This window comes from Acidovorax sp. Leaf78, from assembly GCF_001422735.1.
Taxonomy (GTDB): domain Bacteria; phylum Pseudomonadota; class Gammaproteobacteria; order Burkholderiales; family Burkholderiaceae_C; genus Acidovorax.
Window position 1 is genome coordinate 134,468 of record NZ_LMLZ01000007.1, and the last position, 22,310, is coordinate 156,777.

Genomic DNA, 22,310 nt, shown 5'->3' on the forward strand with positions numbered 1-22,310 from the left:
GGCGCATGGCCAGGGCAATGCCACGGGTCGGACGCTTGCGTGTTGCAGCATCAGCATCGTCGTCATCCCTTGCGCGTGCCGCGTTTGGCCGGCACCGGGTGGGCGGGCTCGGGCCGGGGCAGTACGTTGTCGGCCAGCGGCTTGAGCACCACCACATGGCGCGCGCCCTGCACCTGCGCCAGCGGCACGCAGTAGATGCGTGCGAAGGCCGAGTCGGCCCGGCGCTCCACACGCACGACCTTGGCCACGGGCAAGCCCGAGGGGTAGAGCCCGTCCACACCGCTGGTGGTGAGCAGGTCGTCCTCGCGCACATCGGCGTTGGCGGGCATGAAGCGCAGCTCCATCCCACCGCCGTGGCCCGCCACCGGGTCGCCGTAGGCCACGCCGCGCGCGCCGGTCCGGATGTTCAGCACAGGGATGGCTTGGTCGCGGTCGACCAGCAGCGTGACCTCGCTCACCAGCGGGAACACCCGCGTGACCTGGCCCAGCACACCGGCCTCGTCCATCACGGGCGAGCCCAGCTCCACGCCGCCCATCTGGCCGCGGTCGAGCACCACGCGGCGGGTGTACGGGTCGGCGGTGTCGTAGATCACCTCGGCCGCCTGGGCCGGCGTTTCGAGCCGCTCGCGCAGCGCCAGCAGTTGCCGCAGGCGCGTGTTTTCCAGCGCCAGCTGCTCGGCCTGGGTGGCGCGCTGGCCCATGACGGTCATCTTCTTGCGCGCGTCGTCCAGCTCTTGCTGTGCCGTGGTCAGCGACTGAAAATAGTCCGAGCTGTGGCCGGCCATCTCCACCGGCTTGAGCATGAGCCACTGCACGGGGTACAGCACCGTGCCCACCGCCTGCCGGAAAGGCCCGGTGAGCTGAAAGCGAGCGTCGGCCACCATGAGAAACAGCGCCAAAGCGCTGTAGACGGCCAAACGCGACAGGGCCGAAGGGCCTTGCTTGAAGAAGGGGGGAGCGCTGCGCTCGAGGGTACCCAGAGGCATGTCAGTGATTCATAGCGCTGTGCGCCAGCCCCCCGGCCTACGAACCTGGCGAGATCAACGCCAGTGCACCCGCAGAACTGGCTTTGCCAGGCTGCTGGGTGCGTCCCCCTGCCCGCAGCGCACGGCGCTGCGAGAGCGGGGAGAAGCCGCGAAGCGACTCAGGGGGGAGTGCCATTATTCACTGGTAAAAATGCTGCCCAGGCGGTCCATGCGCTCCAGCGCAATGCCGCAGCCGCGCACCACGCAGGTCAGCGGGTCTTCGGCCACCAGCACCGGCAGGCCGGTTTCTTCGGCCAGCAGGCGATCGAGGTCGCGCAGCAGCGCGCCGCCACCGGTCAGCATCATGCCGCGGTCGGCAATGTCGGCGCCGAGTTCGGGAGGGGTCTGCTCCAGCGCGTTCTTGACGGCGGAGACGATCTGGTTGAGCGGGTCAGTCAGGGCTTCCAGCACTTCGTTGGAAGAAATGGTGAAGCTGCGCGGCACGCCTTCGGACAGGTTGCGGCCCTTGACTTCCATCTCGCGCACTTCGGAGCCTGGGAAGGCCGAGCCGATGTTCTTCTTGATGGCTTCTGCAGTGGGCTCGCCGATCAACATGCCGTAGTTGCGGCGGATGTAGCTGATGATGGCTTCGTCGAACTTGTCGCCGCCCACACGGACGCTGCCCTTGTAGACCATGCCGCCCAGCGAGATCACGCCCACTTCGGTGGTGCCGCCGCCAATATCGACGACCATGGAGCCGGAGGCTTCGGAAACCGGCAGGCCCGCGCCGATACCGGCGGCCATGGGCTCTTCGATCAGGTAGACGGCGGTGGCGCCAGCAGCTTCTGCGGCGTCCTTGATGGCGCGGCGCTCGACCTGGGTGGAGCCGCAGGGCACGCAGATGATGATGCGCGGGCTGGGGGTGAACAGCGTGCGCGGGTGGACCATCTTGATGAACTGCTTGATCATCTGCTCGGTGATCACGAAGTCGGCGATCACGCCATCCTTCATGGGCCGGATGGCTTCGATGTTGCCTGGGACCTTGCCCAGCATGGCCTTGGCTTCGCGGCCTACGGCCTGGATGACTTTCTTGCCGTGGGGCCCGCCTTCGTGGCGGATGGCCACCACGGAAGGCTCGTCGAGAACGATGCCTTTGTCGCGGGCGAAGATGAGGGTGTTGGCTGTGCCAAGATCAATGGCAAGGTCGGTGGAGAAGTACCGACGGAAAGCTCCGAACATTCAAAAATCCTCTCAGGCACGGCATGCACGTCGGCCTGCCATCGCCGGGTGTGTCAGGGAATAGTGGGGGTCAAATATCGCTTTTTTCGCACAATGACCGGCTGAAAAGAGGGTATTGCGGCAAAGCCGGGATAATACCCGATCCCCTGTGAATAACTCCCCCCGGCGCGGCGTGGATCACAGCTTTACTTCTGGTTTCTCTAGATTCTCCTCCCTATGGCACTGACCCCCCAGGACATCGGCCGCATTGCCAATTTGGCGCGGCTTGAGCTGACACCCTCCGAAAGTGAGCGCATGCTGACCCAGCTCAATGGCTTCTTCGACATCGTGGAGAAGATGCGGGCTGTGGATACATCGGGCGTGGCACCTCTGGCGCACCCCGTGGCGGCCATTCAGGACGTGGCCCTGCGCCTGCGCGACGACGTGGCCAGCGAGCCCAACCAGCGCGAAGCCAATCAGAAGAGCGCCCCTGCCGTGGAGCGCGGCCTGTTCCTCGTTCCCAAAGTGATCGAGTAAGGAAGGCCCGCATGACCATGACCACGAACAAAGCCCTGCACGACCTGGGCGTGACCGAACTGGCCGCCGGCCTGCGCGCCAAGCAATTTTCTGCGGTGGAAGCCGCGCAGCATTTTCTGTCGCGCACCCAGGCCCACCCCCAATTGGGCGCTTTTGTCGCGCTGAACCAAGACGCCACCCTGGCGCAGGCGCGCGCCGCCGATGCCCGCCTGGCTGCAGGCACGGCAGGCGCGCTGGAAGGCGTGCCGCTGGCACACAAGGACATCTTCGTCACGCGCGACTTCCCCAGCACCGCAGGCTCGAAGATGCTGGCCGGTTACCAGTCGCCGTTCGACGCCACGGTGGTGGCCAAGCTGGCCGAAGCCGGCGCGGTGACGCTGGGCAAGCTCAACTGCGACGAGTTCGCGATGGGCTCGGCCAATGAAAATTCTGCCGTGGCCCCGGTGGGTTTCGACGCGCCCGCCCCGGTGCGCAACCCGTGGGACACCAGCCGTGTGCCCGGCGGGTCCTCGGGCGGCAGCGCGGTCGCCGTGGCCGCGCGCCTGGCCCCGGCCGTGACCGGCACCGACACCGGCGGCTCCATCCGCCAGCCGGCGTCGTTCTGCGGCATCACCGGCATCAAGCCCACCTATGGCCGCGCCAGCCGCTACGGCATGATCGCTTTCGCCTCCAGCTTGGATCAGGCCGGCCCGATGGCCCGCAGTGCCGAGGACTGCGCGCTGCTGCTGTCCGCCATGTGCGGCCCCGATCCGGACCGTGATTCGACGAGCCTGGATGTGCCTGCGGAAGACTTCAGCCGCTCGCTCAACGACTCCATCGACGGCCTGCGCATCGGCATCCCTGCCGAGTTCTTTGGCGAAGGCCTGGCCCCCGACGTGCGCGCGGCCGTGGACGGCGCGCTCAAGGAATACGAGAAGCTCGGCGCCAAACTCGTGCCGATCAGCCTGCCCCGCACGGAGCTGTCGATTCCGGTGTACTACATCATCGCCCCGGCCGAGGCGTCGTCCAACCTGTCGCGCTTCGACGGCGTGAAGTTCGGCCACCGCGCCAAGGACTACACCGACCTGGTGGACATGTACAAGAAGACGCGGGCCGAAGGTTTTGGCGACGAGGTCAAGCGCCGCATCATGATCGGCGCCTACGTGCTGTCCCACGGTTATTACGACGCGTACTACCTGCAGGCGCAAAAGATCCGCCGCATGATCGCCGACGACTTCCAGAACGCCTTCAAGGATTGCGACGTGATCGCCGGCCCCGTGGCGCCCACCGTGGCTTGGAAGCTGGGCGAGCATGGCAACGACCCGCTGGCCGACTACCTGGCCGACATCTTCACCCTGCCCGGTTCGCTCGCCGGCTTGCCCGGCATGAGCGTGCCCGCGGGCTTTGGCGAAGCCGGCATGCCCGTGGGTCTGCAGCTCATCGGCAACTACTTCCAGGAAGCCCGCCTTCTGAATGCTGCGCACCGCCTGCAGCAAGCCACTGACTTCCACCTCCGCCAACCCGGAGGCCTGTGACATGACGACGACCCCCAAATTGATCCACGGCTACGAAGTCGTCATCGGCTTCGAGACCCACACCCAGCTTGCCACGCAGAGCAAGATCTTCAGCCGCTCGCCCACGGCCTTCGGCGCGGAGCCCAACACCCAGGCATCGCCGGTGGACCTGGCGCTGCCCGGCACGCTGCCGGTGATGAACCGCGAAGCGGTGGTCTGCGCTATCAAATTAGGACTGGCTCTGGGCTCCCACATTGCGCAGAAGAGCATTTTTGCCCGCAAGAACTACTTCTACCCCGACCTGCCCAAGGGCTACCAGATCAGCCAGTTCGAGATCCCGGTCGTGCAGGGCGGCGAAGTGCAGTTCTTTCTGGGCGATGAGAAACGAACCGTGCGCCTGGTGCGTGCTCACCTGGAAGAAGATGCCGGCAAGTCCCTGCACGAGGACTCAGCACTCGGAGGTGGGGGTCAGTCCGGCATCGACCTGAACCGCGCCGGCACGCCCCTGCTGGAGATCGTGACGGAGCCCGACATGAGCTCGAGCGAAGAGGCCGTGGCCTACGCCAAGGAGTTGCACAAGATCGTGACCTGGATCGGCATCTGCGACGGCAACATGCAGGAGGGCTCGTTCCGCTGCGACGCCAACGTCTCGGTGCGCAAGCCGGGCCAGCCCCTAGGCACGCGCCGCGAGATCAAGAACCTGAACAGCTTCAAGTTCATGCAGCAGGCGATCGACTACGAGATCCGCTGGCAGATCGAGGAGATCGAAGACGGCCGCGCGATCCAGCAGGCCACCGTGCTGTTCGACCCCGACACGGGCGAGACGCGTGCGATGCGCACCAAGGAAGACGCGGCCGACTACCGGTACTTCCCGGACCCGGACCTGCCGCCGCTGTGCATCTCGCAAGCCTGGATCGATGAGCAGCGCGCTCTGATGGCCGAGCTGCCGCGCACCATGGCGGCGCGCTTCGTGGCGGACTATGGCCTGCCCGAGTACGACGCCACGACCCTCACGCAGAGCAAGGCCATGGCCGCGTATTTCGAGGCCGCGGCCAAGGCCTGTGGCCAGGCCAAGCTGGCCAGCAACTGGATCATGGGCGAGGTGTCGCGCCGCCTGAACATGGTGGAGACCGGCATCGAGCAGGCGCCGGTATCGTCGGCCCAGCTGGCCGCGCTGATCGCGCGCATTGCCGACGGCACCATCTCCAACAACGCGGCCAAGCAGGTGTTCGACGCGCTGTGGACCGGTGACGGCCACGAGGTGGATGCCGTGATCGAGGCCAAGGGCCTCAAGCAGATGAACGACACCGGCGCGCTGGAGGCAATCATCGACGAAGTCATCGCTGCCAACGCAGACAACGTCGCCCAGTTCCGCGCAGGCAAGGACAAGGCTTTCAATGCGCTGGTCGGCCAGATCATGAAGGCCAGCAAGGGCAAGGCGAACCCCCAGCAGGTCAACGACGTGCTGCGCGCCAAGCTGGCAGGCTGAACGAGCAACTTGGGGGGAAAACACTCCCCCGGCTTGCAGCAACGAAAAAGGGGCAGTACGCCCCTTTTTTTGTGCCATCGCCCCGCTGCGCGCAGGCCGGCTACAAGCTCTTTGAATCTACCGCCTAGCGTGACGCCGCAGGCGCAGCAAGCTCTCCTGCGCCGGTGGCCGCAGGTGCCAGTACAGGCGCTCGCTGCGATTCCCACAGCTTGCGAAGCAGCGCCAGCTCGGTATCGAAGCGCTGGTGCACCCGGCGCTTTTCCTGGTCCTGCCCGGCCAGAAAGCGTTGCTGCTCGGCAATGCTGTCTTCGTTTTCGGCGATCTTGCGGCGCAGTGTCATGGGCGCCTTGTTGGGGTCCTTCTTGTAGAACTCCATTTCGGTATCGAAGCCTTTGCGCTGCTGCTTGAGTTCGGCAATGCGCTTTTCTGCCGTGGCCGTGACGTCGTCCACCAGCTGGATGGCGGCGGCGCGCTCGACGTCGTGGGTGGCCTTGTCGGGGTAGCGGGCCGTGAGCACGCGCTCTCGGCGGCGCTCCTCGACGACACGGGCGCGCTCTTCGGCCTCCTTGCGGCGCTGCACTTCCTGGGCCGCACGCTCGTTCTCCGTGAGCGACGGGCCGATCTGGCGGCGGACCGTACCCGAAGGGCTCAATTCGCGCTGCTCACGGTCCAGGCACTCTGGAATGGGCCGGTCCGCCGTGAGCTTGCGTCCATTGCGGTCGACGCAGGTGTAGATACCGCCCGGCTGCGGTTGCGCGCGCGCGGCCTCCGAACCCAACATGGCACACATCACCGCCCCAACGGTCCACGCCAACCTGCTCAAGTCATTTACCTCTCATTGACGCCGTACCGCTGGCGGTACGCCAGCACATTCTCATGATGGGAACGCATCCCCTCCCCCCCGTTATGCGAGAGATACAGCAATAAGTCTGCCAGCCGCGCAATGGTGCACACCTGCATGCCCAGTTGCTGGCGCACATACTGGACCGCGCTGTGGTCCACGTCCTGGCCATTCTCGGTGGCTTTCTCCTGCCGGTCCAGCGCAATAGCTACCGCGTGCGGGGTGGCACCGGCTGCGCGGATGATGGCGATCGACTCGCGCGCTGCCGTGCCGGCGGACATCACATCGTCCACGATGAGCACGCGGCCCTTTAGCGGCGCCCCCACCAGGGTGCCGCCCTCGCCGTGGTCCTTGGCCTCCTTGCGGTTGTACGCAAAAGGCACGTTGCGACCCAGCCGCGCCAGCTCCACGGCCACAGTGGCGGCCAGCGGTATGCCCTTGTAGGCCGGACCGAAAACCATGTCGAATTCGATGCCGCTGGCGATCAGGGCTTTTGCATAGAATTCGGCCAGCCGGCCCATCTTGCTGCCGTCGTCGAACAGCCCCGCATTGAAGAAATACGGGCTCAGGCGGCCGGCCTTGGTCTTGAACTCGCCGAAGCGCAGCACACCCGATTCGACGGCAAAACGTACAAAATCCTGTGCCAGCTCGCCTTGGCCATCTTTTTGTGCGCCAACATCCACCATGGGAAAATCCTTGTTCAAATTAATCAGCCTCAATCTCAATGGCATCCGCTCGGCCACCAGCAAAGGCGTGGAAAGCTGGATGGCAGCCACGCGGCCGGATTGTATTTGCGTGCAGGAAGTCAAAGCCCAGGCGGCCGACATTGCCAACCGCTTCGAACGCGTGGCGGACCTGCAGGGGCATTTTCACTTCGCGCAGAAAAAGGGCTATTCCGGCGTGGGTATCTACACGCGCCACGAGCCCTCGGATGTGGTCGTGGGCTATGGCTCGACCGAGTTCGACGCCGAGGGCCGCTATGTGGAACTGCGCTTTGACACGCCCGCGCGCAAGCTCTCCATCATCAGCGCTTACTTCCCCAGCGGCTCGTCGGGTGAAGAACGGCAACTGGCCAAGTTCCGCTTCCTGGCGGAGTTCCACCCCCATCTCATGCGCACCAAGGGCGAACGCGATTTCATCCTGTGTGGCGACATCAACATCGCCCACCAGCAGATCGACCTGAAAAACTGGCGCAGCAACCAGAAAAACAGCGGCTTCCTGCCCGAAGAACGTGCGTGGATGACAAAGTTGTTACACACAACTGATGAAGGCGGCGGCTTGATCGACGTTTACCGTCAGTTACAACCTACCGCCACGGACACTGCCTACACCTGGTGGAGCAATCGCGGCCAGGCGTATGCGAACAATGTGGGGTGGCGTCTGGACTACCACTTGGCCTCTCCGGCCCTGGCGGAGAAGGCGCTGACAGCGACCATCTACAAGGACGTGAAGTTCAGCGACCATGCGCCGCTGACGATCGACTACGACTTCGAACTTTGACTAGCAGCCTCGATGGCTTCATTCACCTTAGATAATCGATCCGCAATGGCTGCCGGCCTGGCATTGTGGAACGACCATGGGACAAGAAGATGATTGACATACATCCAAAGGTGGCGCTGCTGACCGCCCTACGGTCCACCGATAGGCCGATCGCGTTTCTCGTGGGATCGGCGCTTTCCGTCGATTTGTCCGGAGGAGTACCTGGCGTTTCCGACATGCTTAAGTTTGTTCGCGACGAAATCGCCGCAAAGGCCCCTACCGAGTGCGGACGATACGACGCCGATCTCAGCGGCGCAACACCTGCCGACAAGTACCAGACGGGCATGCGGTGGCTTCAGGGCAACTTGGGCCAAGACGCCGTTAATAGAGTGATCCAGCGCGCGGTACTCAAGGCGCGAAAGAGCGGTGCCGCTTCTCATTTTGTGGGTGATGGCGTAGCTGGCGACTGGATGCTTCCTAGGGGGACGCGCGATCTGGCGAAGCTGGTCGTCACCCAAAACGAGAAGTTCACCGGGCCGATTCTGACCACGAACTTCGATCCACTGCTGTCGCTCGCCATTGAAGGCAGCGGTGGCCGAGCCAGCATACGTGTGCTGGACTCCGACGGGAGTGCGGGCAGAAGCGTCGAAGCGCAACCTGGCCATGTTCAGATCGTTCATCTGCATGGGTATTGGCGCGAGTCCGATACCTTGCACACCGCTACGCAGCTCACGAGCCCCAGGCCGAAGCTGAAAGCCTCCCTACAGAATCTCTTGCGCGCGCACACGTTGGTCGTTGCCGCCTATGCGGGTTGGGACGACGTGTTCACGGATGCTTTGGCAGGCCTCCTCGATGACGACGAAGCCAAAGTTAACATTGTGTGGTGCTTTTACGAAAGCGATCCTTCTGCGATCGCCAGCCGCTATGCGAGGCTGATCTCTCGCATCCAGCCCGCTATTCGACGCGGCCGGTTCATCGCCTATGGGGGTATCGACTGCCATTCAATCTTCTCGGACCTCTGCGCACCAAGTGTCTCTGTCGCGAGCACCGCGAAGGCCGCCAAGTCACCTATCCCAGGTTGGGATTTGGTCGATCCGGCCTACCTCGCGGCGCTGAAGCCGCTGAGCCAAGAACAGGTAGTTCGCTATTTTGACGGTGCCGTACCGACGTGGCGGCACGCAGTGTCGGATGCCATTCCGCGCCGCGAAGTGGTCAAGATGCTGGCGAAATGGCCGAGCCAACTGACCGATTTGGCCGATGTTGGGAGCATGCAGCTGATCACGGCTGCGGGTGGAGAGGGCAAGACCACAGTGCTGCTCCAGGCGGCTGCAGATTTCGTGCGCAGCGGCGATTGGACCGTCCTCTGGCGCGCATCGCCGGAGGCTACGCTGACGCCTGCCGACTTGTCCAGATTGGCAACAGACACGCAGTGGCTAATCGTGGCGGATGACGCCGACAGCGCCGCCCGCGATTTGGCGGCTTGTGCACGCTCCATGCACGGAGCCGGGCAAGCCAATGTCGATTTCCTTCTGGCGGCGCGCGACACCGACTGGCGCGCCGTGCGCGCCCATGAGGCGCCGTGGCGCCAGTGGCTGAAGGTTCAGCCCGAAATCATGCTCAGACATGTCAGCGCGGAGGATGCGCAACTGATTGTTGACGCCTGGGGCCGGTTTGGGCCACAAGGCCTGGGGAAACTAGCCGAAATCGACGGCCTCGAATCGCGCACCACGGCCTTGCTGCTCGCCTCAAAGGAAGCAGCCACGCGGCGCGGAGATGGCTCCCTCTTCGGTGGTCTGCTCGCTGTGCGCTTCGACGATGCGGGCCTGCTCACCCACGTCCGCGAGTTGCTCATCCATCTGCGCGACATCCACATCGAAGGGAGCGCGAACAATCTTCTCGACGCTGCCGTTTACATCGCGGTCTGCCACGCCGTGGGTATTGCTGGTATCCATGAAGCCGTCCTGGCCGACCTGCTGTCCGTACCCCGCGAGCGCATTCAAACGCGCGTGGTGCGCCCGCTCGGGGAGGAGTCTATCGCCGTCAGGAGTGCGGGCTGCATCGTCACACGGCACACCCGCGTGGCCATGGCAATCGTGACCGAAGCGCATTCCACTTTCGGCATGGACTTGGCTGAGATCTGGTCTACCCTTGTGCGCCATACGGTCAGGACGGATCGCGAGCAACGGTTGCCGATGTTTTGGTTCTCCAAGGTGGTCCACGCTGGTCCCAGGTTGCGTGACGACCTGCCAAAGTCCATTCCCGAGAACGATCGCACCGCTGCAGGACTGTCGGCGGCTCGCACTGCCCTCGAGTGCAAGCCGGAGTGGTTGGCTTGCGTGGTGGGCCTGGGTAACGCCTATCGATTGGCCGGCCAGTATGACGACGCAATCGATGTGTTCAGAGATCACCTAAAGGATGCGCCGACGAAAGTGGACTACGAAGACGTCATTCGTGGCTATTGGCACGAATGGGGCGTCGCGGAGGGATCGACCGGAAAGCACGGAACAAATCATGGAGCGGACGCATGGGTCCAGGGGCTTTCGGTGTCGGATCACTTCCGGCCAATCACCATTACGATGGACCGTGCTAAGAGAACCTTCGCCGGACTTGGTGTGGCCTTCAGCAAGCTTGCAACATCCCAGCCCAGTTGCCCCTTTGCGCTGGCTAGGCGCGCCGTCGCCTACCTGGGGCGCCTCACCAGAAGTGACAGCAAATCACTAAGCTACTTCGAAAGGTACGACAAAGACGCTGACCGCATTGGAACTCCACGCCCCAAAGACAGTGCCGAAGCCATCGGCTGGCTCGCTGCGGGAATAGTCAGTGCCGGGCGGCTGGTCGAAGACCCGGTCCTGAAAGGCTTGGCGGACCCGAACAGGGTCTCCTTTGAGGGTCTTCGAGGACTTCTCGGCACGGCAAACTAAGCTCGCGTTGCCGCTCCTGTTCCGGGCTTGGCTCAAGTCCGCGACATGCCGCAGCCAGCCAAAGGTCAAGTTGCCGAGCGTACGGTCGGGTGCAGGTTTTTTGTAGCATTGACTACCACCTGGCCACGCCGGCATTGGCCGCGCTGGCGCGCAGCGAATCCATCTACAAGGGCGAGAAGTTTTCGGACCACGCACCGATCACGGTGGACTACGACTTCAGTCTGTAGCGGGCAACGGCCCACCGGGCTTGAGCTTCGGCTGGGGCTGTAACTTGCGCTCGCGGATGACCGCATTGATCTCCGCGCCATAGATCAGTGTGGTCGCGCTCACATACAAAAATACGAGCGTGGCGACCACCCCTGCAAAGCTGCCGTAGATCAGCACCAGCTTGCCCGCCGTGCGCAGCGTGTACGACAGCGTGGCCGCAGCGGCCACCCACAGCCCGGCACCGATCAAAGCGCCCGGCAGCACCGTGGCGACGCGCTGCGGAATGTCGGGCAACCAGCCATAGAGCAGGGCGTACAGCACGACCAGCGTGAGATAGGCGGCCCCATAGCGCACGCTGTCGTACAGCCAGATGACCTCTTCGCCGTCCGCCGCGACATTGGTGACCACGAACTGCCAGACACGCGGCATGACGATCACCGAACTGAACACCAGCAGCAGCCCCGAGCCCACCACCACAGTGAACAGTGTGGACTTGATGCGCGCCTTCCAGAAAGGCAGGCCCCTGTCGATGCCGTACGAGCGGTTGAGCGCCGAGCGCACCGCCTGCATGCCGGAAGAACTGGTCCACAACGTGACGGCCAGCCCCACGGTGAGCAGTGCTTCGTTGCGCTGGGCCAGCACCTGCTGCACCACGGGCTGCATCACATCGCGCACGAGCTGCGGCGCATAGCCCAGTATGCGTTCAGCCAGCGCCGCCGCGTCGCCGGGCTGGCCGACAAAGCCGGCGGCCGCCGACAACAGCAGCAGCAGCGGGAACATCGCCAGCACCGCAGAGAACGCCAGGCTGCCCGCCTGGTTGGCACTCTGGTGCAGGACATAGTTGCGTGTCGCCAGAATGAGCACGCCCACCACCGGGAGGCCGGTGATGGCGCGGCCCAGGCGCCGCAAGCCCTGCATCATGGGCGAAGCTGCCCTTCCACCGAGTCGTCCAGCGTCTTGCCGATGGCAGCGCCGATCACCATCTTGGTGGCGGCCACGAGACTGCCGTGCTTGGTGTCCCAGTAGTACCCGGACACCGGCGCAACCTGGATCACCGTGATGCGCGGATCATCCTTGCCCTCGGTGAACCAGGTTTTCATGATGGGATCCCACAGCTCATCGATGAGCGCCTGGTCGCGGTGGATGCTGGCCTTGCCGTCGAGCACCAGAAACCCCGAGTGCTTGGAGGCCTGCATGAAAATCCGCACTTGCGGGTCCGCCTCGATCTCGCGGTTCTTGTGGCTGTCGGACGCACTGAGGAACCACAGATGCCCCGCCTCGTCCACCTTCTCCACCCCCATCGGCCGCGTTCCGCGCGTGTCGCTGTGGGGAGAGTTGGTGCAAAAGAAGCACGACTTGGCATCCTCGGCCATGTCTCGGATGCGCTGCGTGGCATCGGTACCGCTCAGGTGCTTGTGGGTGTCCTCGGGCTGGTTCTGGTTGATCGAATCCATGGCAATCTCCGAATGGGTATGAAGGTCGGAATTGAGCCTGAACACCGTGGCTGGGACTGTAGGAGCCCGTCCCTTGCAGTTGCCCTCTCGGTGCGTGGGAAGGCAACAGGGAGGCTCAGGACCTCTCACTTCGCGCGGCCCTCTCGCCCACCACATCGCATCGCATCGCATCGCTCCATCTTTGTAAACCAGAGATCCCTGCTTTGTCGGCAAAATCGCGGATTGTCTGCACCCACACACCCTGCCCCATGCTCCGCTACCTCACCGTCCCCGTCACGGCGTTTCAACAGAACTGCTCCATCGTCTGGTGCGATGCCACCCGCAAGGCCGCCGTCATCGACCCGGGCGGCGATCTGGACACCCTCTTGGCCGAGACCGAGCGTCTGGGCATTGCACTGGAGCAGATCTGGCTCACGCATGCGCACATCGACCATGCGGGCGGCACGGGCGAGCTGGCGCAGCGGCTGACCCTGCCCATCGTCGGCCCCCACCCTGGCGATCAGTTCTGGATCGACGGGCTGCCGCAGCAAAGCGCGATGTTCGGCTTTCCGCCGGCGCAGCCGTTCACGCCCACGCGCTGGCTGGCCGATGGCGACACGGTGCAGATCGGCAACGAGACGCTGCAGGTGCGCCATTGCCCCGGCCACACGCCCGGCCACGTGGTGTTCCACGCCCCGCAGATCGACCGCGCCTTCGTCGGCGACGTGCTATTTGCGGGCAGCATCGGCCGCACGGATTTTCCGATGGGCAACCACCAGGACCTCATCGACAGCATCACCCAGCGGCTGTGGCCCATGGGCGACCAGACTGTGTTCATCCCCGGGCATGGCCCGGAGAGCACTTTCGGGCGGGAGCGCCAGAGCAATCCCTACGTGGGCGGGACCTGATCAGCCTGCAGTGCAATAAGGCCTGAGGGTTCTTTTTGGCCCCTACCGCTCACTGCGCGAGCGGTAGCAGCCATCAAAAAAGGAGCATTCACATCCCAGCGGGGAACGCCGATGCATGCGCTGCCGCCCGGGCCTTGCACCCAGGGTCCATCAAGGCAGGCTTTCCGGCAACTGACCGGTTTTCGCCACCCTGATCTGCAGATGCCTCGCGCACGCGCGCCCTAGGATGTGACATTTTGTTAACGCCCTGGGGCGGCAGGCGCCCCTTCGGCTGCCGCACGCCATGGATTCCTCTGCAAGCTCCTCCCCACCCGCTCCCCCGGCCCGTGCACCACGTCCCTACGAACCCGCCCAGCGCGGCTCCAGCGTGGCGGGCAAGGCCTACTGGGCGATGGCGCAGCGGGTAGCACTGACCGCCGCCTGCATCGATACGCTGTACATCGCGCTGTTTCTCTGGCTGGGGTCGGTGCCGCTCGCACTGGTCAACGTGGTCAGCATCGCGATGTACCTGTGCGCCTATGCGCTCATCCAGCGGCGGCGCAACACGGCCGGCATCCTCCTCATCTGGCTGGAGGTGATCGCGCACTCCGCGCTGGGATCGCTGCTGGTGGGCTGGGACAGCGGCTTTCACTACTACCTGTGGCTGTTCATTCCTGCGGTGGTGATCGCCAACTCCGGCCGCTACGCCGTCCCCGTGGTGCTGGCGCTGCTGGCCTACTACCTGGGGTTGCGCCTGGCGTGCGACCACCTGGGGCCACTGGCACCGCTGGCCGGGCAGGGGCAGCAGATCGTCAACGTGTTGCACGTGTGCGTGGTCTTCGGCATGTTCGCCGCCCTGGCGGCGTTCTACCGGCGCACCATCCTGATCGCCGAAAACCGCCTGCTCAAGCAGGCCACGCTCGACGCGCTGACGGGCCTGAACAACCGGGCGCACTTCCAGACGCTGGCCGGGCACACGCTCACCCGCATCCAGCGCACGGGTGAGCCGGTGGCGCTGATGCTGTGCGACATCGACCATTTCAAGCAGGTGAACGACCGCCACGGCCACGCGGCGGGGGATCGCGTGCTGGTGGCCGTGGCGCAAGTGCTCGCCGGGCAACTGCGCGAAAGCGACGTGCTCGCGCGCTGGGGCGGCGAAGAGTTTCTGGCGCTCATGCCAGCCAGCCCGCTGGCGTCAGCCGTGGAGGTGGCAGAGCGCATCCGCGCCGCCATCGAGCGGATCGCCCTGGACCACCAGGGTGTGCCTGTGCCGCTGACGATGTCATTCGGCGTGGCGCAGGTGGACAGCAGCGACGACCTGCCTGCGGCCATCGCGCGCGCTGACAAGGCTCTGTACCGCAGCAAGCACGACGGCCGCAACCGCGTGACCGCTCAGCCCTTGCGCGCCGCTTCGTAAAGTTTTTGCACCTTGGGCACGTTCATCTCCAGTTCCTTGATGCGCGCGGGCCCCGAAGGGTGGGTGGACAGGAAGGCCAGTCCACCCTGCTTGCTGCCCGTGGCACTGCCCATCTTTTTCCACAGGCTCACCGACGCCGCGGGGTCGAACCCGCCACGGGCCGCCAGCTCCAGCCCCACCAAGTCGGCCTCGCTCTCGTCCGACCGGCTGAACTGCAGCGTGAGCAACTGCCCGCCCAGGCCGGCCGCGGCCTGGCCCAGGTCGCCCAGCCCCAGCAGCTGCGAGCCCAGGCGCAGCGCCAGGTTGGTGCCCTGGGTCTTGGCCAGGCGTTCGCGCGCATGCTCGCGCAGGGCGTGGGCCATTTCGTGGCCCATGATCATCGCGGTCTCATCGTCGGTGAGCTTGAGCTGCTCGAGGATGCCGGTGTAGAAGGCGATCTTGCCGCCGGGCATGCAAAAGGCGTTGATCTGCTGGCTGCCGATCAGGTTGACCTCCCAGCGCCACTGCTTGGCGCGGTCGTTCCACGGCGCGGTGTAGGGGATCAGGCGCTTGGCGATGGCATGCAGGCGCTGCAGCTGGGGGTGGCCCTCCGGCGCTAGCGCGCGCTTGGCCTTGGCTTGCTCGAGCATCTGGCGGTACTGCTGCGCGGCAGAGGCCTCCAGCGTTTCCGCCGGGATCAGCTTGCGCACGCTGGACGCCGTGCCCACATCCACCTGCGCCAGCACGGGCGCAGCAGCGGTGGCACCGGCGGCCAGCAGGAAGCCGCGGCGCGCGGACCAGGGCGACGAGGGAGCAACGGAAGGCGTGGGGCACAGAAGGCACATACCGGATCACCTGAAGGGAAGAGGGCAAGGGAATAATAGGCAACTGCACTGACGCAGGACAGCACGGCACAGGCCGTGTCCCCGAGCAGCGGCACTGCCTGCCAGATGAAGGCGGGCGGGCCGGCTGCAAGGTGTCAGCGATGATAGACAAAACCCCCGGGCGCCCATGTCAGACACCTCCGCCAACCATTCCACCGCCAACAGCCCCGCCCTGCCCCCCGAAGTGCCCCGCCGCACCCCCTGGCTGCAGACGCTGCGCGTGTACCTGGAGCCCGCCAGCCTGCGCATGCTCACGCTCGGCTTCGCGGCCGGGCTGCCGCTGCTGCTGGTGCTGGGCACGCTGTCGTTCCGCCTGCGTGAGGCGGGCATCGACCGCAGCACCATCGGCTACCTGAGCTGGGTGGGCCTGGCCTACGGATTCAAATGGGTGTGGGCGCCGCTGGTGGACCGCATGCCCATCCCGGGGCTGACCGCCTTGCTGGGCCGGCGCCGCAGCTGGCTGCTGCTGTCGCAGGCCATCGTGGTCGCCGGGCTGGTTGGCATGGCGGTCTGCGACCCGCGCCTGACCCTTGGCCCTATCGTGTGGTGCGCCCTCGCCGTGGCCTTCGGCTCGGCCACGCAGGACATCGCGCTCGACGCCTACCGCATCGAATCGGCCGATGCCAACCACCAGGCGGCGCTGGCGGCGTCCTACCAGACGGGCTACCGCCTGGCGATGATCTGGGCCGGCGCCGGCGTGTTGTGGATCGCGGCGCGCTCTGAGGTCGCGCCCGCCCTCGGCCAAGCCATCGCCCAAGGTGCTGCGGCCTACCAGAATGGCGCCTGGCGAACTGCCTACCTGGTGATGGCCGCCTCGATGGCTGTGGGCGTGGTCACGGTGCTGTTCTCGCGCGAGCCCGCGCCGGTGCAGCTCCCCCCGGCAAAGAACGCGGCCGAATGGATCCAGGGCGCGATGGTCGAGCCGTTTGCCGACTTCCTGCGCCGCTACGGCTGGCATGCGGCGCTGATCCTGGCGCTGATCGCCGTCTACCGCATCAGCGACGTGGTAATGGGCATCATGGCCAACCCGTTCTATGTGGACATGGGCTTCACCAAGGACGAGGTGGCCGCCGTCACCAAGGTGTACGGCGTCATCATGACCCTGGCGGGCGCCTTCGTGGGCGGCGTGCTGTCGATGCGCTTCGGCGTGATGCGCATCCTGATGCTGGGCGCCATCCTGAGCGCGGGCAGCAATCTGCTGTTCGCCTGGCTCGCAGGGCATGGGCACGATGTGACGGCGCTGATCGCCGTGGTCTCGGCCGACAACCTGGCCAGCGGCATCGCCTCGGCGGCGTTCATCGCCTACCTGTCGAGCCTGACCAACGTGAGCTATTCGGCCACGCAGTACGCGCTGTTCAGCTCCATGATGCTGCTGCTACCCAAGTTCGTCGCGGGGTTTTCAGGCGACTACGTCAACGCGTTTGGCTACGCGCACTTCTTCACGTCGACGGCGCTGCTGGGGCTGCCGGTGTTGGTGCTGGTGGCGCTGGCATCGCGGGTGCGGGCACCTGCGGCACCACAGGCAATGCAATCTGCACACACGTCCCCTGGCCCGGCGCAGCCGTGACCTCCAGCAGCGCGCCGATGGCCTGGGCCCTGGCGCGCATGTTGGCCAGCCCCTGGCCCCGTGCCAGTGCGGCGCCCTCCATGCCCACGCCGTTGTCGGCGATCTCGAGCACCAGGCACGGTGGCGGGTGCTGCGGGTCAGCATCGTGCCGCGCACTCACCCGCACGCTGGTGGCCTGGGCATGCCGCAGCACATTGGTAAAGGCTTCCAGAAGGATGCGCTGGATCTGCAGCACCATGTGCGGCGTGAGGGTTTCCAGCGGCGGCAGCTCCTGCACCTGCCAGTCCACCTGGATGCCCGTAGCCGCCAGGCGCGGCTGCAGCCGGTAGCGCAGGGTGGCCAGCACCGTGGCCAGGTCGCCATCCACCGGCTGCATCGCATCCACCGCCATGCGCAGTTCATCGAGCGCGGCATTGGCGTGCTCGCGCAGTTCGGCGCGGCTGGCGCGGCCCTTGCCGATGAGGCTGAGCAAGCCCACCAGCTGCGAGCCCACGCCGTCGTGAATGTCGCGCATGATGCGCTGGCGCTCCTGCAGCGCTGCGTGCTGCGCGTGTTCTTGCTGCAGCAGGTCGTAGCTGACCTGCAGCTCGCGCTCGCGCTGGCGCACCTTCTCGTCCAGCGAGTTGCTCAGGCCCTGGTAGGCGCGCGCCTGCCGGCCGTAGCGGCTCAAGATGAGCCAGCCCACCAGCAGCACGAACAGCATGGTCGCCAGCGGCAGCACGGTGGTGCGTCCCTGCCCCGCACTGGGAATGCGCACCGCGATGAAGTCGTAGATGCTGGCACCGACCGGGATGAAGCTGGCCAGGCACAGCGCGATCGCCTCGGGCTCGCGCGTCACCACCGCGTGCCGGGTCGACAAAGCGTAGGCAAAGAACGCGGGCGGAAACAACAGCGCCAGGCCCAGCGTCCAGAGCCAGGGCACGCCCGCTCCGAACGCGCCCGAGATCACCACGACCTCCACCACCAGCCATGCCCAGAATCCCTGGCGCACGCGCGGTCCATCGCACCCCACCATCGCCAGCGCGAAGCGGGTGAGCAGCAGCAGATGGATGGCCAATGCAAAAGCCATGAGGCCGCCCCACAGCGGCCAGCCTATGGGCGGTGTCTCCCACAGCCTGTCGCCATACCGCACGATGCCAAACGGTGCGCACAGCGCAAAGTAACCATATACCGGCTCGCGGTTCAAGCGCCACAGCCCACCGGCAATCACCCCGGTGAGCGCCAGTGAAAACACGACGCCGACCGCAGCCCACTGCCGCCAGACATAGCGCTCGTGATACTCGGGCAGCAGACTTGCCTCGGGCCCGAATTGAGGCGTGGCCAGTCCACCCCAGCGCCCGGGTTGCGCGGTCACGCGCACCTCGAGCGGGGTGGGCTCCACGTCGGACAGAAAACTCGCGGGCACCGGCATCCACAGCGGCGACTTGGCGGCGTCGGTGCGGGTGTCTCCCAGTACCCCGCGGTGCATGAGCAACTCGCCGCCCACATACACCTCCACCTGGTTTCCGATCCGCGGGAAATAGACGCCCGACAGCGGGCTGCCCTTGGGCACGGGAGGGATCTCCAGCACATAGCGCGCCTTCCCGGATTGGCCCGCGAACGCCTTGTCCCACCGGTGGGGCAGCGTCAACGTGCCGGACCAGGGCACCGCGCCCTCGGGCTCCAGGTACGCGACGGCCTTGTGCAGCACGTGCACACCGGGCTGCGCTGCAGAGGCCGGCGCGGCGTCCTGGCCCGCGTCTTGTGCACCTGCGAGCCCCGCCCACGATGCAAGCATGACCCAGAGCACCGGCCACAGCACCCACCGGCGCAGCGCCGCGCCGCAGCATGCGCGGGCCAAAGTGCGGCTACAAAAGCCCCATCTGCCGCGCCTCGAAGATGGCCTCGGCTTTGGAATGGACGGCCAGCTTGCTGTAGATGTTCTTGACATGTGACTGGACGGTGGAGGGGGCGATGCCCAGGAGTTCGGCGACCTCGGCATAGGTGTAGCCACGGGCGAGCTTCGCCAGAATATCCTGCTCGCGCGCCGTGAGCGTATCGGTCGGCGTCAGGCTGTGGGGCACGGCCGGGCGCGGCGACAGCCTGGCGAGCAATTGCCGCGCGATGATGGGCGTCATGGGCGAGCCGCCTGCACGCAGGCTCAGCACGTGCTGCGCCAGGTCGTCCTCCGTCCCGTCCTTGAGCAGGTAGCCGCGCGCACCGGCTTCGAACGCATTCATCATGTTGGCCTCGTCGCCGAACATGGTGATGACCATGACTTCAGTGACCGGAGACAGCGCGCGGCACTGGCGGATGACTTCCAGGCCAGAGCCGTCCGGCAGGCCCAGGTCCACCAGCAGCACATCCACGCTGTTGTCGTGCAGCCAGCCCACCATCTCGCCCACGGTGGCGGCGGTGAAAGCCAGGCTCAGGCGCGGCGCCCGGGCCAGGGCCCGCACCAGCCGTGCGCGGGTGCGCGGGTCGTCCTCCACCAGGGCCACTGAGATGGCCGGGCCCGGCAAGGTGTTGTGGTGCGCGGCGCTCAATGGGAAGCTCCGGCAGTCACCACCGGTGGAATCAATGCCATCTGTGCCATCAGCATGACAAGTGCCATCGGCAGCACCGGTAGCGCCATGGGCACCATCGCCCCCGCCACCCCCGCCACATCCACAGCGCCAATCCCTCGGTCAAGGCACATGAAAGACTCCCGCGTCGCCTGGCGATACCAGGCCGCCACCTACGGCATCGGACCACGCAAACTCGCGCTGGCACAACAGCTGCTCTTGCAGCCGGTGCTGCTGTGGGTTGATGCGCAGCAGCAGGTAGTCGTGCAGCGACCCTACGCCTGCGCTCTCTGAAAAATCCACACAGGCATGACTCTGGCGCGCGGGCACGAAAGTCTCGTCCAGCCCCAGCAGCGCGCCCACGCCATCGAACCAGTCGGCGAATCGGAGGGTCTGGTCGTGGCGGTTGCGCGTCATCAACACCGGCACGTCGAGCCCGCCCAGCCCCGCCTGGCGTCTGTACTCGAAGGCCTTGAGCATAGGGGCCGACAGCACGATGCGGTCCACGTGGCCCAGCCGCTGGCCACCCACGCCCATGCGGTCCAGCGCGTGGTGCAGCGCGAGGCACCCTGCACTGCGTGCGAGGACCACCTTGGCAAGCCCGGCATAGGCTGGCAATGCCGCCACCAGGTTGAAGGCGTGCAGCACCGTCGCCAGCGCAAAGGCACCGCCCTCTGCGCCCTGCCGGGCGCGCGGTACGCCACCGAGCACCGCAAGCACCCCGCCGCCGCGCCCCGCCTCCCACTCGTACAGAATCGGCTCGCATCCCGGGTACGTGGCACGCAAGCCGTAGGCCTGTGCAAGCCCCAGTGCGGGTGACTTGCCAAAGCCGTGGATGAACAGCACGACCGACGTCGTGCCCGGCTGCTCCAACGCGCGATCGAACGCGGACTGCACCAGCCGGCGCGTTGCGGCAGGCCAGTCGTCGGGCCGCCCGAGGTCGGCCTCGCCGTGCAGGAAGGCGGCACCATCCGGCGCCACGTGCCAATGCAGTGGCTCGGCATAGTGGCCGTCCTGCAAGGGCTGCTCCAGGTACACGGCATTCAGGTCGTCCAGCCCCTGGGGCAATGACACCGCGGTCTTCCCCCGGTAAGCCCCGGTGCGGGTGCGCGCGGCCAGCATGGCCACTGGCTGGTCATCCGCAGCAGCCTCCACGCGGCTTTGCGCCTGTGCATGCAGCGGCTGCGTCCAGTCGTTGGCGTCAAAGGGCAACGCGGGCACGGGCGGATCAGGCTCCCATGACCCCTCGCGCGACTGGGCCCACAGTTGCAACTGCACAGCGCCTCCCGTGCGCCAGGTGTCCGGCACCGTGATCGCGCCGTAAGAAGGTGCGAAGCGCTTGGGTCCGTACCGGCCAATGGCCGCGCCGGACGACAGTGCCTGCACCACGCGGCTGGGCGTGCCGTCTGCGCAGGGCAAGCGCCCGCTCCAGGCGTTGCCATGCACATCGCCGCCGATGAAGAGCACCGGCCTGCGGGCCGCGCGCAGGGTGCCGTCGAACTCCACGTAGCTCGGACCGCCCTCGGCATGCCATCCCTGCTGGGACAGCAGATAGCGGTGCGCCATGGGCGTGCCAGCAGCCACCAGCAGCAGGCCGGCGCCCGGCTCCCCCGCGGCACCCAGCAACGCATGGGCCTGGTCGGCGCCAAGGATGCTGGCACCCACGGCTCTGGCCTGGCGATGCCAGCGGGTGTCCAGCAGCAGGCAGGGCGGCCCCTGCAAACCGCCGAGCGCGCCCGACCAGAACAGGTCTGCGGTGCCGGCGGGCAGCGGGCCGTCCCATCCAGCAGGCAGAGCGGGATAGGCATCGCCCACGCTGGCCGTGCGCAACTGGTGCTCGAACTGCGCGAACAGACGGCGCGAGACCGCCTTCACCCGCGCAGGTACGCCGTGGCGATAGGCTTCTCCCGCCCCATCCAAGCCATCCAAGCCATCCACGCCCAGGCTGTTGTTCCAGGCGTAGTCGTGGTCGTCCCAGGTGAGCAGCAGCCGCGCCCGGTCCGCGCGCCCCGCAAAGCCGCAGACCAGCTCCCTGAAAGACGCCACATCCCACTGCAGCGCATAGCGGCGGTGCATGTCGGCGGCGTACGCCGTGAGGCCCGCGGCCGGCTTGGCGGCGATCAGCGACCGCCAGTCCGTCGCGCCTGCGCCCAGCCCCCAGTCCATGTAGATCTGATCGCCCAGCAGCATCAGCACGTCGGGCTGCTCGTGCTCTGCGATGCGCTTCCATATCGGTTGGTCCGCAACGCGCTCTGCGTCCATGCAGGAAGTGAAGACGATTTTCATGCGCCCCAGCGTAGGGGCAAACCTGCCAGCGCACAAGAAGGCCGGCCCCCATGTTCATGGGATGCGCCGCGCAGCGCATTTGCAGACAGTCAGGTAACCGCTGAGCATCGCCATCGAGCGCCCGCGGTGACGGCATCTTCACCTTCCCCAACCATGATCAGGAG

The 22,310-nt window shown here is 66.0% G+C and carries 17 protein-coding genes and 2 pseudogenes; 9 read left to right on the forward strand and 10 right to left on the reverse strand.

Going from position 1 to position 22,310, the window contains the following annotated elements; genetic code table 11:
• Positions 1-62 precede the first annotated feature (62 nt).
• Both mreC and ASF16_RS07340 read right to left on the reverse strand, forming a co-directional pair.
• Positions 63-986: a rod shape-determining protein MreC gene (mreC, locus tag ASF16_RS07335; protein WP_056164849.1), complete on the reverse strand. Its 924-nt coding sequence runs from the start codon at positions 984-986 to the stop codon at positions 63-65.
• Positions 987-1,160: 174 nt separating this feature from the next.
• Positions 1,161-2,204: a rod shape-determining protein gene (locus ASF16_RS07340; RefSeq protein ID WP_005798130.1), complete on the reverse strand. Its 1,044-nt coding sequence runs from the start codon at positions 2,202-2,204 to the stop codon at positions 1,161-1,163.
• Positions 2,205-2,420: 216 nt separating this feature from the next.
• On the opposite strand from ASF16_RS07340, the gene gatC reads away from it, so the two are divergent.
• The 3 genes from gatC to gatB are packed head-to-tail and all read left to right on the forward strand — an operon-like array spanning position 2,421 to position 5,702.
• Positions 2,421-2,720 carry an Asp-tRNA(Asn)/Glu-tRNA(Gln) amidotransferase subunit GatC gene (gene gatC, locus ASF16_RS07345; protein WP_056164851.1) on the forward strand — a complete coding sequence of 100 codons (300 nt, stop codon included), beginning with the start codon at positions 2,421-2,423 and terminating at the stop codon, positions 2,718-2,720.
• Between the two features lie 11 nt (positions 2,721-2,731).
• Positions 2,732-4,234: an Asp-tRNA(Asn)/Glu-tRNA(Gln) amidotransferase subunit GatA gene (gene gatA, locus ASF16_RS07350; protein ID WP_056164853.1), complete on the forward strand. Its 1,503-nt coding sequence runs from the start codon at positions 2,732-2,734 to the stop codon at positions 4,232-4,234.
• A gap of 1 nt (position 4,235) precedes the next feature.
• Entirely contained in the window at positions 4,236-5,702 is a 1,467-nt protein-coding gene (gatB, locus tag ASF16_RS07355; RefSeq protein ID WP_056164856.1) for an Asp-tRNA(Asn)/Glu-tRNA(Gln) amidotransferase subunit GatB, read from the forward strand.
• 124 nt (positions 5,703-5,826) lie between these two features.
• Here the strand turns inward: gatB and ASF16_RS07360 are convergent, their stop codons facing one another.
• Complete coding sequence (locus ASF16_RS07360) at positions 5,827-6,483, reverse strand: DUF4124 domain-containing protein (protein ID WP_235507286.1); 657 nt, start codon at positions 6,481-6,483, stop codon at positions 5,827-5,829.
• Positions 6,484-6,530: 47 nt separating this feature from the next.
• Entirely contained in the window at positions 6,531-7,229 is a 699-nt protein-coding gene (pyrE, locus tag ASF16_RS07365; protein ID WP_056164911.1) for an orotate phosphoribosyltransferase, read from the reverse strand.
• A 10-nt stretch (positions 7,230-7,239) separates the two neighbouring features.
• Between pyrE and ASF16_RS07370 the strand changes: the two genes are divergently transcribed.
• The 3 genes and pseudogenes from ASF16_RS07370 to ASF16_RS26015 all read left to right on the forward strand — a co-directional run.
• Positions 7,240-8,043 carry an exodeoxyribonuclease III gene (locus tag ASF16_RS07370; protein ID WP_056164860.1) on the forward strand — a complete coding sequence of 268 codons (804 nt, stop codon included), beginning with the start codon at positions 7,240-7,242 and terminating at the stop codon, positions 8,041-8,043.
• A gap of 89 nt (positions 8,044-8,132) precedes the next feature.
• On the forward strand, positions 8,133-10,943 hold the full coding sequence (locus ASF16_RS07375; RefSeq protein WP_056164863.1) for an SIR2 family protein: 2,811 nt from the start codon (positions 8,133-8,135) through the stop codon (positions 10,941-10,943).
• Positions 10,944-11,050: 107 nt separating this feature from the next.
• Positions 11,051-11,170: pseudogene (locus tag ASF16_RS26015) on the forward strand (exodeoxyribonuclease III); the annotation flags it as partial.
• Here ASF16_RS26015 and ASF16_RS07380 read toward each other — a convergent pair.
• Positions 11,160-12,071: a YihY/virulence factor BrkB family protein gene (locus ASF16_RS07380; protein ID WP_056164864.1), complete on the reverse strand. Its 912-nt coding sequence runs from the start codon at positions 12,069-12,071 to the stop codon at positions 11,160-11,162. The pseudogene ASF16_RS26015 and the gene ASF16_RS07380 overlap by 11 nt on opposite strands.
• Positions 12,068-12,604 carry a pyridoxamine 5'-phosphate oxidase family protein gene (locus ASF16_RS07385; protein WP_056164866.1) on the reverse strand — a complete coding sequence of 179 codons (537 nt, stop codon included), beginning with the start codon at positions 12,602-12,604 and terminating at the stop codon, positions 12,068-12,070. Before ASF16_RS07385 ends, ASF16_RS07380 begins: the two co-directional genes overlap by 4 nt.
• Positions 12,605-12,852: 248 nt before the next feature.
• Here ASF16_RS07385 and ASF16_RS07390 point away from each other — a divergent pair, with 248 nt between their 5' ends.
• Complete coding sequence (locus ASF16_RS07390) at positions 12,853-13,491, forward strand: MBL fold metallo-hydrolase (RefSeq protein WP_056164867.1); 639 nt, start codon at positions 12,853-12,855, stop codon at positions 13,489-13,491.
• 283 nt (positions 13,492-13,774) lie between these two features.
• Complete coding sequence (locus ASF16_RS07395) at positions 13,775-14,887, forward strand: GGDEF domain-containing protein (protein ID WP_082516790.1); 1,113 nt, start codon at positions 13,775-13,777, stop codon at positions 14,885-14,887.
• Here the strand turns inward: ASF16_RS07395 and ASF16_RS07400 are convergent.
• Entirely contained in the window at positions 14,863-15,711 is an 849-nt protein-coding gene (locus ASF16_RS07400) for a M48 family metallopeptidase (RefSeq protein WP_056164872.1), read from the reverse strand. The genes ASF16_RS07395 and ASF16_RS07400 overlap by 25 nt on opposite strands.
• Positions 15,712-15,877: 166 nt before the next feature.
• Between ASF16_RS07400 and ASF16_RS07405 the strand changes: the two genes are divergently transcribed.
• Positions 15,878-17,317: an MFS transporter gene (locus ASF16_RS07405; protein WP_056164874.1), complete on the forward strand. Its 1,440-nt coding sequence runs from the start codon at positions 15,878-15,880 to the stop codon at positions 17,315-17,317.
• Between the two features lie 10 nt (positions 17,318-17,327).
• Here ASF16_RS07405 and ASF16_RS27110 read toward each other — a convergent pair.
• From ASF16_RS27110 to ASF16_RS07420, 3 genes and pseudogenes are all read right to left on the reverse strand, one after another.
• Positions 17,328-19,247, reverse strand: a pseudogene (locus ASF16_RS27110) (sensor histidine kinase); the annotation flags it as partial.
• On the reverse strand, positions 19,165-19,842 hold the full coding sequence (locus ASF16_RS07415) for a response regulator transcription factor (RefSeq protein ID WP_082516792.1): 678 nt from the start codon (positions 19,840-19,842) through the stop codon (positions 19,165-19,167). The gene ASF16_RS07415 and the pseudogene ASF16_RS27110, both read right to left, overlap by 83 nt.
• 141 nt (positions 19,843-19,983) lie before the next feature.
• A complete protein-coding gene (locus tag ASF16_RS07420) occupies positions 19,984-22,146 on the reverse strand; it encodes a hypothetical protein (protein WP_056164878.1) in 2,163 nt (720 codons plus the stop codon).
• Positions 22,147-22,310: the final 164 nt, after the last annotated feature.

Bases quoted from the DNA above. Each gene is read 5' to 3' on its own strand.
- mreC (WP_056164849.1), bottom strand. From the start codon at position 986: ATGCCTCTGGGTACCCTCGAGCGCAGCGCTCCCCCCTTCTTCAAGCAA.
- ASF16_RS07340 (WP_005798130.1), bottom strand. From the start codon at position 2,204: ATGTTCGGAGCTTTCCGTCGGTACTTCTCCACCGACCTTGCCATTGAT.
- gatC (WP_056164851.1), top strand. From the start codon at position 2,421: ATGGCACTGACCCCCCAGGACATCGGCCGCATTGCCAATTTGGCGCGG.
- gatA (WP_056164853.1), top strand. From the start codon at position 2,732: ATGACCATGACCACGAACAAAGCCCTGCACGACCTGGGCGTGACCGAA.
- gatB (WP_056164856.1), top strand. From the start codon at position 4,236: ATGACGACGACCCCCAAATTGATCCACGGCTACGAAGTCGTCATCGGC.
- ASF16_RS07360 (WP_235507286.1), bottom strand. From the start codon at position 6,483: ATGTTGGGTTCGGAGGCCGCGCGCGCGCAACCGCAGCCGGGCGGTATC.
- pyrE (WP_056164911.1), bottom strand. From the start codon at position 7,229: ATGGTGGATGTTGGCGCACAAAAAGATGGCCAAGGCGAGCTGGCACAG.
- ASF16_RS07375 (WP_056164863.1), top strand. From the start codon at position 8,133: ATGATTGACATACATCCAAAGGTGGCGCTGCTGACCGCCCTACGGTCC.
- ASF16_RS07380 (WP_056164864.1), bottom strand. From the start codon at position 12,071: ATGATGCAGGGCTTGCGGCGCCTGGGCCGCGCCATCACCGGCCTCCCG.
- ASF16_RS07385 (WP_056164866.1), bottom strand. From the start codon at position 12,604: ATGGATTCGATCAACCAGAACCAGCCCGAGGACACCCACAAGCACCTG.
- ASF16_RS07390 (WP_056164867.1), top strand. From the start codon at position 12,853: ATGCTCCGCTACCTCACCGTCCCCGTCACGGCGTTTCAACAGAACTGC.
- ASF16_RS07395 (WP_082516790.1), top strand. From the start codon at position 13,775: ATGGATTCCTCTGCAAGCTCCTCCCCACCCGCTCCCCCGGCCCGTGCA.
- ASF16_RS07400 (WP_056164872.1), bottom strand. From the start codon at position 15,711: ATGTGCCTTCTGTGCCCCACGCCTTCCGTTGCTCCCTCGTCGCCCTGG.
- ASF16_RS07405 (WP_056164874.1), top strand. From the start codon at position 15,878: ATGTCAGACACCTCCGCCAACCATTCCACCGCCAACAGCCCCGCCCTG.
- ASF16_RS07420 (WP_056164878.1), bottom strand. From the start codon at position 22,146: ATGAAAATCGTCTTCACTTCCTGCATGGACGCAGAGCGCGTTGCGGAC.